Below are 16,464 nucleotides of genomic sequence, written 5' to 3' on the forward strand. Positions count from 1 at the left end.
CCTGAAACGGAACCATCCGTCATACTCCCCGTTCTGATCTCTTTTTTCCCGGCTTCACAACCCTTAGTGACATATGAAGATCAAGACACCTTTGACAGTAAAAGCGTTTGCCAAAATCAACCTTGGCCTGTTCATCACCCGAAAGCGCGATGACGGGTATCATACCCTCTCAACGCTCTTTGCTCCCATAGACTGGTATGACATTCTTTCCTTCAGTGCAGCAGATGCCATTGAGATGAGCTGCACCAACCCTGATCTGCCGGTTGATGACAGCAACCTGTGTGTACGGGCGGCCCGTCTCCTGCAGGATGAGGGTGGTGTGAAAGAGGGTGTGTCAATGCTGCTCGACAAGCGGGTTCCCTTTGGTGCAGGTCTGGGCGGAGGGAGCAGTGACGCGGCAACGGTGCTCAGGGTACTGAATTCTTTCTGGGACATCAACCTGTCCTCCGTCGACCTTCACCGGCTTGCCGTTTCACTCGGAGCCGATGTTCCTTATTTTCTCGAAATGCAGGGGCTTGCCTATGCCGGCGGCATAGGTGATGAGCTGGTTGATCTCAACATGACCATTCCGTGGTTCATTGTGACGGTCTTTCCTTGCGAGCATATTTCCACCGCGTGGGCCTACGGACATTTCCACAGACGCTTTGAGCTTGAGCGCCCTGACCTTCAAGCTCTTGCCCGGCAACTCTCTTCCGATGGGAAAGCGGAGCTGCTGCGGCTCTTTGAGAATGATTTCGAGTCGGCGGTGTTTGAGCAGTTCGGCAATGTCAGGCAGGTGAAAACCGATCTTCTTTCGGCAGGCGCACTCTTTTCCTCTCTCTCGGGGAGTGGCTCTGCGGTCTATGGTCTCTTTGAAGGGGAGTCGGCGGCGCGGGAAGTGATGGCTGCAATGGAAGCAAAAGGCTACCCGGTGAGTCTTACCCCACCGGGATTTTCCATGCGGCAGTAACCAGTTTACCCCCGGGGCTTTCCGGTGATGATGGTGTTGAGCTCTGCTGAAATGAGCCTGAGGTCTTCATCGAGAAAGTGGGATGAATGAAGCCGGGTCCGCTTGACTGCGTTGAAGTCAAGCATGCATTCCAGAACCTTTTCCTCAAAGAGCGGGGCGCTTGCCATGAGTGTTCCATCCGGGCCGCTCAAGGACGAGTTGCCCCAGTAGGTGAAGCTGTCTTCATTCCCCACCCGGTTGACGCAGCCGACAAATGAGCTGAAGAGGAATGAGTAGGTGGAGGCAATTGTCTGCCACTGCTCAACAATTGCGGGAGCGCCGTTTCCTGGCGACATGCGCAGGGGGCTTGACATCAGAACCAGCATCAGCTGCGCGCCCTGATGGGCCAGCAGATAGGGAACCGATACATGCCAGAAGTCTTCACAGATGGCCACTCCTATTCTGCCGAGCCGCTTTGAATCGACCGTCCGAATCTCCTGTCCGGCAGAGAAGTAGCGCAGCTCTTCAAACATTCCATAAGTTGGCAGGTAGATTTTCCTGTGGATGCTTTGGGCTTCCCCCTCTTCAAACATGAAGGCCGAGTTGTAGACCCCGTAGTCTTCGCTCAGCTCAATACCTCCGCAGATGATGCAGATGTGCCGGCTCAGTTCTCGAAGCGGCTGAAGCTTCGGGTCGTGGATATGCATGGCAATATCCTGCGCCGCGTCCTGAACATTGTAGCCACTCAGCGAGAGTTCCGGGAATGCTATGGCGTCAGCTCCGTTGCGGATTGCCTCTTCCGTCATTCGGCAGTGGCGTTCAAGATTGTCGTCGAAATTCGCCAGTGTGCAGTCGGTCTGGGCTATATGCAGCTTAGCTTTGCGCATTGTTGTCTCTTTCCTGGTTTTAGTGATAGGGATAGAAAAGATAAAAGATAAGAGAGAGAGCAGCAAGGATCCACATGCCCGCGTTCAGATCTTTGGAGCGCCCTGTCAGGAGTTTCAAAAGCGTGTGGGCAATGAAGCCGGCGGTGATGCCAACACCGATATTGAAAGAGAAAATCATCAGCACAATGGTGATGAATGCGGGAAGCAGTTCACTGTAGTCGCTGAAATCCATTTTCTGGATTGAGGAGATCATGAATGAACCGACAATGACCATGGATGGACCGTAGGCAAAGGGGGGGACGATGGTAAGCAGCGGCGAAAAAAAGAGCGCAAGAACAAAAAATCCTGCAACCACAATGGCCGTGAAGCCCGTTCGGCCACCCTGCTCGATGCCGGTGGCTGATTCAATGTAAATACCTGCGGTGGTGGTGCCCAGAAGTGATGCAATGACTGTGGAGAGAGCGTCGACAAGCATCGGCTTTTCAATCTGGGGAAGGTTTCCTTCAGAATCAAGCAGGCCGGCGCGGGAGGAGAGGCCGAAGAGTGAGCCCATTGTGTCGACAAAATCCATGATCAGTACACTGGTGACTACTCCGGCAAACCCCCATACCAGAGCCCCCTGAAAGTTTATCTGCATCCATATTGGGGCAATTGAGGGGGGGAGACTGACAGGGGTGGGGGGAACAGGAAGAAGACCAAGCAGGAGAAAGGCTCCGGTTGTGGCACCCATGGCAATCAGGATGGCTCCCCTTACCTTGCGCACAAGCAGCACTGCGGTTGCCAGCAGCCCTGCAAGGCTCAAAAGGACCGGCAGTCCGGTGATATCTGCAAGACGGAGGGGCGCTCCCGGTACTCCGAGGGTGATGATGCCCATGTTGCCGAGGCCGAGAAATGCCAGAAAGAGACCGATGCCGACGGCAAAGCTGTGTTTGAGGGAGAGGGGTATGGACCGGGCAAGCCATTCACGGAGCCCTGCAAGTGTGAGGAGGGTAAAGAGAATGCCGCTGATGAAAATGGCTGCAAGGGCAGTCTGCCAGGAATATCCGAGGGTATGGACAACAGTATAGGCGATAAATGCGTTCTCACCCATGTAGGGGGCAACGGCAAAGGGGCGTTTGGCGTAGAGGCCCATGAGCAGGGTTCCTGCAATGGCTGTCAGGATGGTGGCCGTCATGGAAGGGCCTTTGGGGATGCCTGCCGCTTCCAGAATTGCGGGGTTGACAACGATGATGTAGGCGAGTGTGAAAAAGGTGGTTGCCCCTGCAAGAAACTCCTGCCGGTAGCCGGTGCGGTGACCCTTGAAGTCAAAATAGGAGGAGATGCTCATTGTATACTCAGCCATTTTACATTGTCAAGCCACTGGAAGAATAATGTTTTTTTGCGAAAGAGCGGGATTGTTTATATTGGACTAAATAAGTCTTGTTTAGCGATTCATCTCACCAAAACCCTTGATCGGAGAAAGCCATGAGTGTCCTTGTTGGCCGTAAAGCGCCTGAATTCAATGTGGAGGCCGTTGTTGGCGGCTCACAGTTTGTTGATTCATGTAAACTGAGTGATTTCAGAGGACAGTATGTTGTCCTTTTTTTCTATCCCCTCGACTTTACCTTTGTCTGCCCGACAGAGCTGCACGCTTTCCAGGAGAAGCTTGAGGAGTTCAAGAAACGGAATGTGGAGGTTCTCGGCTGCTCGGTAGATTCCAAGTTTTCGCATCTGGCCTGGCTGAACACGCCGCACAACCGGGGAGGTATTCAGGGTGTGACCTATACTTTGCTTTCAGATCTCAACAAAACCGTGTCGGCAGATTATGATGTGCTGGCAGAGGGTGCGGGCGTTGCCTTGCGGGGTCTCTTCCTGATTGATTGCGAAGGCGTTGTGCGTCATCAGGTTGTCAACGATCTGGGGCTTGGCCGCAATGTGGATGAGGTGCTGAGAATGGTGGATGCGCTTCAGTTTACAGAGCAGTTCGGTGAGGTATGCCCGGCAAACTGGAACAAGGGCGATAAAGCCATGAAGCCGACCGATGAAGGGCTGAAGGATTTCTTCAAAAACGATTGATCTATAATAAGTTTTCAGTTCTCAATGTTTGGTGTTGAGAACTGAAAACTGAAAATATCAATAGGCTTTGGCGAAAACCACCTTCTGTGATGATGGTTTGCCCGAAAAAATGCATACTCCCGGTTCGTCCATGTGGTAGTGCTCACGGTAGTCGCTCTCTTCAGGAAGCACCCTGATGGTGGCCCGTGTCTCTTCCTTGATTTTCTCCTCTGTTTCGGCTGTGCCGTCCCAATGGGCGATGACGAATCCCTCTTCAACAGCACTCTTGAATGTTTCGTAATCTGTGACTTCCCGGGTGTTCTCTTCCCGGAACCGGAGCGCTTTCTGGAACATGTCGGCCTGCATTGCACTGAGCATGCCGCTCACCTGGACGGCCAGGGTGGCGTCAAGCTGGAGTTCTGTTTTTTCAAGCGTGTCGCGGCGGGCGGCAATGCAGACCCCTTTGTCAATGTCGCGCGGGCCTACCTCAATGCGCACAGGAATGCCCTGCAGTTCGTATTCTGCAAATTTCCATCCCGGTGAGTTCTGTTCGCTGTCGTCCACAAAGGCGGGAATTCCGTTCTCTTTGAGTTCCGCAGCCATGGACTCGGCTTTTGCAAGCACGGCAGCTTTGTCGCCCCTGAGGATGGGGATGATGACCACCTGGCGGGTGGCGAGTTTTGGCGGCAGAACCAGCCCGCGGTCGTCTGAATGGGCCATGATGAGAGCACCGATAAGGCGGGTGGAGACTCCCCAGCTGGTTGCCCAGACATAGTCGAGCACTCCCTCTTTTGTCTGGAACTGGCAGTCGAACGCTTTGGCGAAATTCTGTCCGAGGTTGTGGGATGTTCCGGCCTGCAGTGCTTTGCCGTCCTGCATCATCGCTTCAATGCAGTATGTTTCATCTGCACCGGCAAACTTTTCGCTGTCGGTTTTCCGTCCCATGATGACCGGCATGGCCATGTACTCTTCAGCAAATGTTTTATAGACGCGTATCATCCGCATCACCTCTTCCTGCGATTCTTCGGGGGTGGCATGAGCGGTATGGCCTTCCTGCCAGAGGAATTCCGTGGTGCGCAGAAAAAGCCGGGTTCTCATTTCCCACCGCACGACATTGGCCCACTGGTTGATGAGGAGCGGGAGGTCGCGGTATGACTGGATCCACTTTTTATAGGATGACCAGATGATGGTTTCGGAGGTGGGGCGAACATAGAGTTTTTCCGCCAGCTCTTCTCCGCCGCCGTGGGTGACGACAGCGCATTCGGGAGCAAACCCTTCAATATGCTCGGCCTCTTTGGCTATGAAGCTTTCAGGGATGAAGAGGGGAAAATAGGCATTCACATGGCCGGTCTCTTTGAACATCCGGTCGAGGGCGGCCTGCATTTTTTCCCAGACTGCGTAGCCGTTCGGCCGTATGACCATGCATCCGCGGACATCGGAGTAGTCTGCAAGTTTTGCTGAGCGGACCAGATCAATATACCATTGGGAATAATCTGCTTCTCTTGAGGTGATTTTATCTGCCACAGGTTCTGGGGATATATTATGTTGAGAGGAGTGGAGGGGGAAAATATACGACTACTGTTCAAACTTTTTCATCTTTTCCATCAGGTTTTTCAGGTGCTCCTTCTGGCTCTTGCTGATTTTCGGGGTGTTGGCCGAGATGCGGGTGTAATTGGCCGGCACCCGGAACTGTGAATCGGGAACGCTTTTCGGCCATGCCTCTACCAGCTCCATTGTGTATGTGCCGTTCTGGCTGTGCTGAAGGGTTTTGACCGGGAAGCCGTCAACACCTGCTGCGGCAAGTTTTTTTGAGAGTGCGCTATTGGAGAAGTGCGGATTCTGGCGCTGAAGGAGGCTGAACGAGGTGAAACTGCCGAGGTCGCGGGTGAGCCAGAGCTCAAGCTTTTCGGTACGGCTGGTGAGGCGGACGAGCTGGCAGCTGTAACCGTGCAGTTTCACTGTTCCGAGTTTTTCCAGCGTGTAGTTGCTGTCGAAATCGAGCAGGATTGCCTCTTCAGCTGCATTTTTCAGGTTGAGCGATGCCCAGCTGCGGGCGTCGTGGTTGAGCAGGGTTGCCTGGTCGGGCTCTGCGGCTCGGGTGATGATTGTGCTGCGCACAGGAGCGGGTATGTTGTCCATCTGGAGGAACATGTCCATTCGCTGCGCCTCCCGCCCGAATGAGAATGTCAGTTCGCCTTTTCCGGAGGGCATGGTGAGCATCATTTCCATGACGCCACTGAACTTTTCAGCTGCTTTGGTGGACGGGCCCGGGATGCTGAAGAGCAGGAGGATGAGGAGTATTGCTGCTTTTTTCATGGTTGCTGTTGTTCTGTTCATCGGATTCGCTTCTCTATTCATGGGTATGCATTTCAAAGCTACGCAAATATCAGCAAAGTAACGGCTCCCTTGTTTTTTTAAAGCGGTGGCAGCTGTACATTGTTCTCGAGAGTGTGATTTTTCAGAAAAAGGGGTCGGGAGCGCGTGGCGGAGCGGCACGGGTTTCCGGCACTGCAGCAAAATGCTGATGGAGCAGGTGCGTGAGTGGCAGGTGGTCGACCTCCTGAAAACGACAGAGGAATTTTTTTCTTCAAAAGGTGTTGATGAGGCGCGCATTGGTGCGGAAATGCTTCTTTCGCAGGTGCTCGGACTCAAGCGCATTGAGCTCTATCTGAACTACCAGAGGCCGGTTTACCCCGATGAGCTGGAACGGTTCAGGGGGCTCTGCCGGCAGCGGCTGGAGGGCCGCCCTGTTCAGTACATTGCCGGAGAGCAGTTTTTTTACGGTCTGCAGTTCCATGTTGATGAGCGGGTGCTCATTCCCCGTCCCGAAACAGAACTGCTTGTGGAGCATGCTCTGGGTTTTCTGGAGAACACACAGAGCGCCCGGGTAATGGATATCGGGACAGGGAGCGGATGCATAGCCGTCACTATGGCGCTCCGTAACGCCTCCCTCGTGCTTGACGCCCTTGACTGCTCTGTTGAAGCCCTTGCAGTTGCCCGGGGCAACGCGCTTGCCCATAAGGTGCAGGACCGGGTCCGCTTTCACGAGGCCGACATATTCCGCGACTCGTTCACTGCACCTTTTTCAGCAGGCACCTATTCGCTCATTGTTTCCAATCCGCCCTATATTCCAGATGCCGAGTGGGAGCTTCTGCAGCGGGAGGTGCGCGAGTATGAGCCACGGTTGGCACTCACGACCCCGACAGGGATGGAGTGCTATCGTGCAATAGCCGGTCATGCAGGAGAGCTCCTGAAGCCGGAAGGAGTACTCTGTTTTGAAGTGCATGCTGAGGGAGCGGCTGCTGTCGGCGCCATTATGGATTCATCGGGATTTTCTGCCATCACTGTGACGAAAGACTATTCGGGGCTCGACAGGCTAGTGTCGGGCAGGCTGCAGGCTTGAAATTTATTGATTGGGAGGTGCGTTCTCAGTGGTGAAACTCTTTCTCTCTTAAGTGGAAGAGAGGGGAATTCGGTTGGTTTTTCGTACATTCAGTTTTTTTGGGCAAGTCATTATTATTTATTCAGCAGGTAGTAGATGGGTTCTCGTGAACTGAGTTTGCGGGAGCGGCAGGTTCTGGGTATTATCATACAGTCGTATGTGGTCACAGCCGCCCCGGTAGGCTCACGGTACATAGCAAGGAATTACAGCCTCGGCCTTTCCGACGCCACGATACGCAATGTCATGGCCGATCTGGAGGATGAAGGCTATATACACCAGCCGCATACATCAGCGGGTCGCATTCCTACCGACCTTGGTTACCGGTATTATGTTGACCTCATCATGAAGGTGCAGCGGATAGATGAAGATGAGAAACGCAGGATGGAGACCGATTACGGGCAGATTGCCATGGAACATCCGGGCACATCGCGAGATGTTCTTCTTTCTGCGGCCAAAGTGCTGGGATGTATATCGCGGCAGTTGAGCGTGGTGCTTTCGCCGACCCTGTCGGATGCAGTGTTTGAGAGGCTTGACATGGTTCTGCTCAGTTCAACGAGGATGATGGTGATTCTCTCCATCCACTCGCTCTTTGTCAAGACCATTGTGATGGAACTGCCTCTGGAAGTGTCGCGAAAGATGATTGAAGAGGTATCCAATGTCATCAACGAACGCCTTGCCGGCCTGACCCTTTCGGAAATCCGCCGTTCAATTGCCCATCGGCTTGCGGGCTCTCACGGGGATGGTGCATTGAAAGATCTTATTGTCCGTTCTGCGGGAAGCCTTTTTGACGAGTCTCCGATTTTTGAACGGCTCTATATATCGGGAACTGAATACATTGTTGACCAGCCTGAATTCAAGCAGCCTGAACGGGTTCGTGAACTCATCACCATGATTGAGGATAAGTTCAGCGTGGCGAGACTTGTGGAAAAAAGCGGCCATATGAGTGAGGCCCTGCGACCTTCAGACATGGATGTCACCATCAGCATCGGCAGTGAGAACAGTACCCGGGAGGCAGAAGATCTGACAATTGTCTCCACCCCGTACTATGCGGGAAACATGGTGGGGAGACTCGGGATTTTAGGCCCGAAACGAATGGATTATGAACACGCTGTACGGGTCCTGAACTATATGGCGGACTCTCTGACAGCGACATTGACTGATGCAAACTAACAACAGGATGGAATATTTATGATGAAGCACCGCGATAAACCAATGCCCGAAAACGAAGAGCCGTTGCAGGAACAGGAAGGGACCCTGCATGCTGAACCTGCTGAACCTCAGCCGCAGAAGGAAGATCGCGTGGCAGAACTTGAAGCGGCGCTCACTGCTGAAAAAGAGCAGAGCGGAAAACTTCGCGACGAAGTGCTGCGCCGTGCCGCAGAGTTTGAGAACTTCCGCAAACAGAAAGAGCGCGAGGCGGTTCAGTCCTCATTACGGGCAAAAGAGACCATTCTCCGTGAGCTGCTCCCCGTGCTTGACGATGTTGAGCGCGTTCTGGCCAATGCTCCCGAGCCTGAAGCCATTCCGGTTGCAGCTAAACCTTTTATTGAAGGGGTTGAGTTGATGAAAAAGAACCTTGATCGCTGGCTGGAAGAAAAAGGGGTCAAGCCGATTGAGGCCATAGGGCTGAAGCTGGATGTGGATTTCCATGAAGCCATTTCACAGATAGAGCACCCTGATGCCGAGCCCGATACAATTGTTGAACAGTACCAGACCGGCTACCTGCTGGGTGACAGGGTCATCCGGCATGCCAAGGTCATTGTCTCCCGATAGATCCATAATTTGCGGATGTTACCATGAAAAAAGATTATTACGAGATCCTTGGTGTAGGCCGTTCAGCCGACAAGGATGAAATAAAGAAGGCATACAGAAAACTTGCGCTGAAGTATCACCCCGATAAGAACCCCGACAACAAGGATGCTGAGGATCATTTCAAGGAGGTGAACGAAGCTTACGAAGTGCTCAGCAATGATGATAAACGCCGCCGCTACGACCAGTTCGGCCATGCGGGTGTTGGCTCTTCAGCTGCTTCGGGTGGTGGTGCAGGTGCTTACGGTGCAGGAGGGGCTGATTTCAGCGACATTTTCAGCGCATTCAACGACATGTTTGGCGGTGGTGGTGGCGGAAGGGGCCGTGGTGGCTTTGAAGATGCCTTTGGCGGTGGGCAGCGACGCAGCCGCGCTTCTGCTGGAATACAGGGCACGGATCTGAAAATCCGCCTGAAGCTCTCGCTTGAAGAGATTGCCAAGGGTGTTGAAAAGACCCTCAAAATCAAGAAACAGGTGCCCTGCAAAGAGTGTAACGGGTCCGGTTCAAAAACGGGGGCGACAGAAACCTGCCCGACCTGCCATGGCACGGGCGAAGTTCGCCAGGCATCAAAAACAATGTTCGGCCAGTTTGTCAATATTGCCGCCTGCCCCACATGTGGCGGTGAAGGCCGTATTGTCAAAGACCGCTGCCCGGCCTGCTACGGCGAGGGCATAAAGCAGGGAGAGGTAACGGTAAAGGTAACGGTCCCGGCTGGAGTTCAGGATAACAACTACCTCACCCTTCGCGGTCAGGGCAACTCGGGTCCACGGGGTGGAGCTTCGGGCGACCTTATCGTTGTGATTGAAGAAAAGCCGCATGAGTTCTTCGTGCGCAACGGCGACGATGTCATCTACAGTCTTGCAGTGAGTTTTCCGGATCTTGTGCTGGGAACCAAGGTTGAAGTGCCGACACTTGATGGCGCCATTAAAATGACCATTCCCCCCTCAACCCAGCCCGAAACCATGCTTCGCATTCCCGGCCACGGAATCGGTCATCTCAGGGGATCGGGCAAGGGCGACCAGTATGTGAGGGTCAATGTCTTTGTTCCCAAAGACCTCTCTGCGACTGATAAAGAGCTGCTGAAAGGGCTGCGCAAGTCCCCCGGCATTTCACCTGAAGCTCACGGGACAGGAACTGAAAAGAGTTTCTTTGAGAAAATGAAGGACATCATCGGTTGAAAGACCGAGGAATGAAAAAGGCCGGGAATTCCCGGCCTTTTTTTTCAGTTTTCGCCTGTACTCCCGAGGCTTATTTTCTCTTTCCCCGCCTTTCTTCTTCCTTGAGCCACTCTGCATAGATGGTGTCAACATACTCTCCAATGACCTCCATATCCGAAGTCTCTGCAGGTGCAAACACTTTTTCGGCCAGAATGCGGCTGCCTTGCAGATTCATTTTCATCTGCGGCATATAGAGAAGTTCAGCCATAGGTTGCGGGCTGCCGCAGGCGAGAAACAGAGCTGTGTTCTTGTTTTTCAGCATGCTGCTGAGGTTGCTCTGTATCAGTGCGCCGAGCAGTTGCGAAGAGACCATGAGGTAGTAGACCGGAGCGCCCATGATGACCAGGTCGAACTCGCTGATGAAGCTGTAATCGGCCTGTGCCCGGCATCGGGCTTTTTCAACATCCATCCCTTTCCCGGCGAGCTTCTGTCCGATGGCATCAACCAGCCGGTCTGTTGATCCGCCCTCGCTCCGGCTGTCGTACAGGATAATTGCTTTCATGGGTATGCGGTTCTTTGTTTGCGGGAAACGGCTGTTATGATTTCATAATAATGAATCGCAGGAAATATCGCTAATGGCCTGTTGACTCCCGTCAGTTACCCGGGGGAACGAAAAAACGCCCGGTAAAGGGCGTTTTTTCTCTGTTCTCAACTAAGTACCGGCAACTGCTCAGACAAAGTTTGAGTAGATCTCAAGAAGATCAACCACTCTGGTGGAGTAGCCAAGCTCATTGTCGTACCATGAGACTGTCTTGACCATTGTGCCGGAGCTCATGGTCAGGAGCGAATCGAAGATGCTTGAATGAGGATTACCGACGATATCCTGCGAAACGATCGGGTCGGTGCAGTATTCGAGGTAGCCTTTCATCGGGCCATCAGCAGCAGCTTTCATGGCTGCGTTGATCTCTTCCTTGGTCGCCGGTTTCTTCAGGATTGCGGTCAGGTCGGTCATTGAACCGTCCGGCACGGGAACCCTGACGGCAAAACCGTCAAGCTTGCCTGCAAGTTCAGGGATGACCTCGCCGATGGCCTTTGCGGCACCGGTGCTGGTCGGAATCATGGAAACACCTGCTGAACGGGCGCGACGAAGATCCTTATGAGGAAGATCAAGGATATTCTGGTCGTTCGTGTATGCATGGATGGTGGTCATGAACCCTTTCTCAAGGCCGAAGCTGTCTTCCAGAACCTTGACCATGGGAGCAAGGCAGTTGGTGGTGCAGCTGGCATTGGAGATGATCTGCTCGTTTCCGGTGATCAGGTTCTCGTTGACGCCGAGGACGATTGTTGCATCAATTTTGTCCTTTGCAGGAGCAGAGATGATGACCTTCTTTGCGCCGGCAGCAATATGCTTTGAAGCGGCCTCTCTGGAAGTGAAGATACCGGTTGACTCAACAACCAGGTCACATCCCAGTGCCTTCCAGGGAAGGTTTGCCGGATCTCTTTCCGCGCAGATGGTGATGGTTTTGCCGTTGACGACGATATTGCCGTCTTCTACGGAAACTTCACCATTGAATTTCTTATGGGTTGAATCATATTTCAGGAGATGTGCGAGGGTTTTGGGATCGCACAGGTCGTTGATGGCAACGATTTCAAATTTCGGGTTGTCCATGGCCTGGCGGAACACAAGACGCCCGATACGCCCGAATCCGTTGATGCCAACTTTCACTTTAGTCATAGTTTCCTTCCGTGATGAGATGAGTTAGAGGTGTTGTCTGAAGAATACCTGATGCACATGAGCAGACAAATGCAATGCAAAAAATATGAATGAAGATATACTTTCATTCTTGAAATATTCAGTCCTTCACCGTTTTTTTTGAAAACTTTCCGTTAATGCGGTTTTGAGTCCGGCAAAACTGCCGTTCGTGAGCATGAGCACAACATCATCCTTTTTCCTGCAGCTTTCAAGGAACCCGACGATGTCTGCCGGATAATTCTTTGGATCCGATCCACCCAGAAAGACGGTTTTGCCCTGCTCTTCAAGTTCTTTTTTAAGCCGTGCCGTATCAAGGCTGCCTTCCGGCCCGTAACGCTCCGGACGGTGGACCTTTCCCAAAACCACAATGTCTGCCGGCCCGAAACATTCAGCCAGCTCTTTCTGGAAAATATTCCGTGTCGTCGTGTTTGAGCGAGCCTCGAAGCAGGTGATGATGCGCCTTTCGGGCCAGCGTTCCTTTATGGCCTCAAGCGTGACCCTGATGGCGGTAGGGTGGTGGGCAAAATCCTCAATCACGGTGATGTTTCCCTCATAGGTGCCAACAGTTTCCATCCGGCGTTTCGGCCGGAGAAACTCCCTCAGCCCTTCAGCAGTCATGTCCAGCGTCATGCCCGAAAGGGTGGCAACAGCAATGGAGGCAAGCGTATTGAGGATATTATAGCTGCCGAACAGCGGAGCATTGAAGCGGCGCTCAAAACCCCCTTTATAATAAAGGTCGAACGACGAGCCGTTTTCCTCCACCCGAATATTCTGTGCCGTCCAGTCGCAACCATCAGTGAGGCCGAATGTTTCCACCCTGCACAGCGCTTTGCTGCTGACCTCCATTGCAACCGGATCGTCACCATTGACAATAAGCGCTCCGTTGGAAGGGATGAGATTCACCAGAAGACGGAAGCTCCGTTTGATCTCCTCAAGGGAGCTGAAGATGTCGGCATGGTCAAACTCAATATTATTGATAATCGCAATGTCGGGGCGGTAGAGCATGAACTTGCTCCTCTTGTCAAAAAACGCCGTATCGTACTCGTCACCCTCGCTGACAAAGAACCCCTCATCACTGCGCCCCGACGGCCGGCACCCGATCCCGAAATTCTCCGGAATCCCCCCCACAAGGAACCCCGGCCTCAGTCCGCCCGACTCCAGCAGCCAGGCCACAATTGAAGTTGTCGTCGTCTTCCCATGCGTACCGGCAACCACGATGGAAGTATTCTTTCCTATCAGCTCCCGGCGAACCAGGTCAGGCATCGCCACCAGCTCCATTTTCTCATTCAGGGCATATTCCAGCTCCTCGTTTCCACGGCTCACCGCATTGCCAACCACCACCATATCAGGCTTCACACTCTGCAGATTATCAGCACTGAACCCGCTGAAATACCGGATATGATGTTCATCAAGGTAGGTACTCATGGGAGGGTAGAGTCCCGTATCGGAGCCCGTAATGGCATGGCCAAGGTGAGAAAGCGCAACAGCCACCGAAGCCATTGCCGTACCGCCAATACCAATGAAATAAAGAGAGCTCATGATCAGGTTTTCACAAGGTTTCCGAACAGAATCCCGATATATACAAAAAACTCTCCAAAAAGTTGGGGACACTCATGACTGAGTGTACTTGTTGCATCTAACTTCATTTTTTATAATGAGAAAGCGATTTTCGGCTTTTGGCCGTAAGTACAGATAGTCATGAGTGTCCCCAACATTCCAACTTTTATCAAGGCTCGTTTCTCTATGCCTGATGTGGCGGGCTTGCTTTATGGCAATGGCATCATTATTGAGTGAACTTTTTTCCTCGTGCATAAGAAAGGGGGAATCTGTATTTTGGGTGAGTTTCGTTCATCATTTTTAACCCGTTGCCGTTATGCAGTTTATTGATCTGATTACCCAGAAAGATCGCATCCGGGGTGCTGTTATGGCTCGCCTGGAGTCCATCGTGGACCGTGCTCAGTTCATCATGGGTGCTGAAGTGGCTGAGCTTGAATCTCAGCTTGCCGCATTTGCAGGAACCAGGCATTGTCTTTCGTGCTCTTCCGGGACGGATGCGCTGCTGATTGCGTTGATGGCGAAGGGTATCGGGCCGGGAGATGCTGTATTGACGACTCCGTTTACCTTTGTGGCAACAGCCGAGGTAGTGAGCCTTACCGGTGCTACGCCGGTGTTTGTTGACATCGATCCCGTTTCTTTCAATATCGATCCGGACGGTATTGCTGACGCTGTGAAAGAGGCTGAGGCAAAAGGTTTGAGGCCAAAGGCCCTTATTCCTGTTGACCTGTTCGGGCTTCCAGCTGATTATGATAGACTGGAGAGTGTTGCCCGGAACCATGGACTCTGGATTCTTGAGGATGCATGCCAGGGGTTTGGTGGCGCGCTGAACGGCAGAAAAGCCGGCAGTTTCGGCCTTGTGGGCGCAACCTCATTTTTCCCTGCCAAGCCGCTTGGTTGCTGGGGTGACGGTGGTGCCATTTTCACTGACGATGACGAACTGGCAGAACTGATGGTTTCGGTCAGGGTGCATGGGGGTGGAGCTGACAAGTACAGCAATGTGCGCATTGGAATAAACGGCCGCCTTGATGCCATGCAGGCTGCGGTGCTGCTTGAAAAACTGACGATTTTTGATGAGGAGCTTCTGCTTCGCGACCGTGTTGCCAATGCCTACAGCAAACGGCTTGCAGGGCGGGTGCAGGTACCTGTGGTTCCGGAAGGATACAGTTCAGCATGGGCTCAGTATTCGGTGCTTGCTTCCGACAGCGCCGAACGCGAACAACTGATGGCGGCACTCCAGAAAGAGGGGATCCCTTCGGTCATCTACTATAAGATTCCGCTCCATCTTCAGGGGGCATATGCCGATCTTGGCTATCGTGCCGGCGATTTCCCCATTACAGAGGATATCTCCTCACGCATCTTTTCTCTCCCGATGCATCCCTACCTGAAAGAGTCGGAGATTGAGCTGGTCTGCTCCGCTCTTCTTGCCTGAATTCCATTCCCCTTTTCTTTCTTTTTTTGATTCCGGCAGCATCACAGTGCTGCCGGAGTTGGGGACACTCATGACAGAGTGTACTGATTAGTACACTCTGTCATGAGTGTCCCCAACTCTTTCGGTTATTTTTCGCTGGCGCTGGCGCTGGCTCTGACGCTTATGGTGCCGGGGGCTTTGATGCGGACATAGATTCCTCCCAGCATGACGAGGAGGTTGATGGCACCTACGACCAGAAATGGGGCTTTGGGGCTGAGCTGGTCGAACATTCTTCCGCCGAGGGTGGTGATGATGAGGATGCCTATTGCTCCGCTGATGTTGAACATTCCGATGACTGATCCTCTGGCTTCTCGTGGGGCTTCCTGGCCTATGAGGGATTGTGAGCCGAGGAAGGCGCTGATCTGGCCTATGCCGAGCAGGACGAAGTAGAGGGTTGAGAAGCTGTCGTGGGGGTTTTCGATGAGTGCGAGCGAGAGGTAGCCGGCGCTGGCAAGACCCATGCAGACAACAAGGGCGGTAACGCGGTTCCAGCGGTCGATGAGGGGGCCGATGACTGGTGCCCAGAGAAGCGCTGCGGCTTGAGAGATGATGAAGACCATCATGCCTTTTTTGACCGCTTCGGCCGGGTTCATTCCCATGGCGATGCCGGCGGTCGTGCCCCAGAGGGGGAGGAAGGTTCCTATGATGGACTGGTCACCGCGTGCGACGAAGGCGGCGGCGTAGGAGAGCAGGATGCGCGGGTTTTTTGCGTGGGTGAAGCCGCTGGTGAGGAGGGTTTTGAGCGGAGGTCGTTCTTCTTTACGGACCGGGGTTCCCCCTTTGAGCCCGACACTGAGAACGATTGCGGTCACCAGCGCGAGGGCGGCGATGGACATGTGGGCGATGATTCCGGCTTCAACACCGCTGAACCCGCGGCCGATGAGTTTTTCAGGCAGTCCCCCAAAAAACTGGTTGAGGATAACAATGCCGAGGCCGTTGAGAAAACCGGTGATGGCGATGAGTTTTCCTCGTGAGCGTTCTGCCGGGTAGTCGACCATGACGGTTGCCAGCCCGCCGGTGACGGCAACAATGCCGAGGGCGTAGACGATGCGGTAGAGGGTAAGGTCGGCGACCGATTGGGCCATAGGGTAGAGGCCGTATGCGATTGCCAGGAGTATCATGCCGGCTATGTAGATCGGTTTTCTTCCTATCCTGTCCATGAGGACGCCGGCGGGGATAAAGAAGAGCAGTGTGACGATTTCTGTCCAGAACACCAGGTTGCCGCTGATTGTCCCCTGCTCGGCGATGGGTATTTTCAGGTGTTCGTTGAGGATGTATGCCTGACCGATGGAGACGAAGGTGACAAGCCCTATGGAGACGAATGCGGCATAGAGAAAGGTCCATCCGTGCTGAGGAAGCACTCCTGGAGAAAGGATGACCGGGCCGAGGTGGTGCTGCTCAGTTGATGATTTCAATGGTGACTGGGTTT

General features: G+C 53.3%; 15 protein-coding genes. 7 read left to right on the plus strand and 8 right to left on the minus strand.

Annotated elements, in window-relative coordinates; genetic code table 11:
* The first annotated feature begins 73 nt into the window (after positions 1–73).
* A complete protein-coding gene (gene ispE / locus EKD02_RS04000) occupies positions 74–949 on the plus strand; it encodes a 4-(cytidine 5'-diphospho)-2-C-methyl-D-erythritol kinase (protein ID WP_126383886.1) in 876 nt (291 codons plus the stop codon).
* 5 nt (positions 950–954) lie between these two features.
* Here ispE and EKD02_RS04005 read toward each other — a convergent pair whose 3' ends face one another.
* On the minus strand, positions 955–1,815 hold the full coding sequence (locus EKD02_RS04005) for a nitrilase-related carbon-nitrogen hydrolase (RefSeq protein ID WP_126383888.1): 861 nt from the start codon (positions 1,813–1,815) through the stop codon (positions 955–957).
* Positions 1,816–1,834: 19 nt separating this feature from the next.
* Positions 1,835–3,157 carry an NCS2 family permease gene (locus EKD02_RS04010; protein WP_011890554.1) on the minus strand — a complete coding sequence of 441 codons (1,323 nt, stop codon included), beginning with the start codon at positions 3,155–3,157 and terminating at the stop codon, positions 1,835–1,837.
* Between the two features lie 122 nt (positions 3,158–3,279).
* Between EKD02_RS04010 and EKD02_RS04015 the strand changes: the two genes are divergently transcribed.
* Positions 3,280–3,870 (plus strand): peroxiredoxin, encoded by a 591-nt coding sequence (locus tag EKD02_RS04015; RefSeq protein WP_011890553.1) that lies wholly within the window; start codon positions 3,280–3,282, stop codon positions 3,868–3,870.
* Between the two features lie 57 nt (positions 3,871–3,927).
* On the opposite strand, the gene proS is transcribed toward EKD02_RS04015, so the two are convergent.
* Positions 3,928–5,373 (minus strand): proline--tRNA ligase, encoded by a 1,446-nt coding sequence (gene proS, locus EKD02_RS04020; protein ID WP_011890552.1) that lies wholly within the window; start codon positions 5,371–5,373, stop codon positions 3,928–3,930.
* Between the two features lie 51 nt (positions 5,374–5,424).
* Positions 5,425–6,186, minus strand: coding sequence for a DUF4412 domain-containing protein (locus tag EKD02_RS04025; RefSeq protein ID WP_126383950.1), 762 nt, complete (start codon positions 6,184–6,186; stop codon positions 5,425–5,427).
* Between the two features lie 181 nt (positions 6,187–6,367).
* Here EKD02_RS04025 and prmC point away from each other — a divergent pair, with 181 nt between their 5' ends.
* The 4 genes from prmC (at position 6,368) to dnaJ (ending at position 10,278) form a co-directional block, all read left to right on the plus strand.
* Positions 6,368–7,252 carry a peptide chain release factor N(5)-glutamine methyltransferase gene (gene prmC, locus EKD02_RS04030; RefSeq protein ID WP_126383890.1) on the plus strand — a complete coding sequence of 295 codons (885 nt, stop codon included), beginning with the start codon at positions 6,368–6,370 and terminating at the stop codon, positions 7,250–7,252.
* 135 nt (positions 7,253–7,387) lie between these two features.
* Positions 7,388–8,461, plus strand: a complete 1,074-nt coding sequence (gene hrcA / locus EKD02_RS04035) for a heat-inducible transcriptional repressor HrcA (RefSeq protein WP_011890549.1) — start codon at positions 7,388–7,390, stop codon at positions 8,459–8,461.
* A gap of 18 nt (positions 8,462–8,479) precedes the next feature.
* Positions 8,480–9,064, plus strand: a complete 585-nt coding sequence (locus tag EKD02_RS04040) for a nucleotide exchange factor GrpE (protein ID WP_126383892.1) — start codon at positions 8,480–8,482, stop codon at positions 9,062–9,064.
* Between the two features lie 23 nt (positions 9,065–9,087).
* A complete protein-coding gene (gene dnaJ / locus EKD02_RS04045) occupies positions 9,088–10,278 on the plus strand; it encodes a molecular chaperone DnaJ (RefSeq protein ID WP_011890547.1) in 1,191 nt (396 codons plus the stop codon).
* A gap of 70 nt (positions 10,279–10,348) precedes the next feature.
* Here dnaJ and EKD02_RS04050 read toward each other — a convergent pair whose 3' ends face one another.
* The 3 genes from EKD02_RS04050 to EKD02_RS04060 form a co-directional block, all read right to left on the minus strand.
* Positions 10,349–10,819 carry a flavodoxin domain-containing protein gene (locus EKD02_RS04050; RefSeq protein ID WP_126383894.1) on the minus strand — a complete coding sequence of 157 codons (471 nt, stop codon included), beginning with the start codon at positions 10,817–10,819 and terminating at the stop codon, positions 10,349–10,351.
* 168 nt (positions 10,820–10,987) lie between these two features.
* Complete coding sequence (gene gap / locus EKD02_RS04055; RefSeq protein ID WP_011890545.1) at positions 10,988–11,992, minus strand: type I glyceraldehyde-3-phosphate dehydrogenase; 1,005 nt, start codon at positions 11,990–11,992, stop codon at positions 10,988–10,990.
* Between the two features lie 126 nt (positions 11,993–12,118).
* Positions 12,119–13,549 carry a UDP-N-acetylmuramate--L-alanine ligase gene (locus EKD02_RS04060; protein ID WP_011890544.1) on the minus strand — a complete coding sequence of 477 codons (1,431 nt, stop codon included), beginning with the start codon at positions 13,547–13,549 and terminating at the stop codon, positions 12,119–12,121.
* A gap of 334 nt (positions 13,550–13,883) precedes the next feature.
* Between EKD02_RS04060 and EKD02_RS04065 the strand changes: the two genes are divergently transcribed.
* Positions 13,884–14,996: a DegT/DnrJ/EryC1/StrS family aminotransferase gene (locus EKD02_RS04065; RefSeq protein ID WP_126383896.1), complete on the plus strand. Its 1,113-nt coding sequence runs from the start codon at positions 13,884–13,886 to the stop codon at positions 14,994–14,996.
* Positions 14,997–15,121: 125 nt separating this feature from the next.
* On the opposite strand, the gene EKD02_RS04070 is transcribed toward EKD02_RS04065, so the two are convergent.
* Positions 15,122–16,450, minus strand: coding sequence for an MFS transporter (locus tag EKD02_RS04070; RefSeq protein WP_126342174.1), 1,329 nt, complete (start codon positions 16,448–16,450; stop codon positions 15,122–15,124).
* Positions 16,451–16,464: the final 14 nt, after the last annotated feature.

Source organism: Chlorobium phaeovibrioides (genome assembly GCF_003968655.1).
In the GTDB taxonomy this organism is placed as follows: domain Bacteria; phylum Bacteroidota; class Chlorobiia; order Chlorobiales; family Chlorobiaceae; genus Chlorobium; species Chlorobium phaeovibrioides.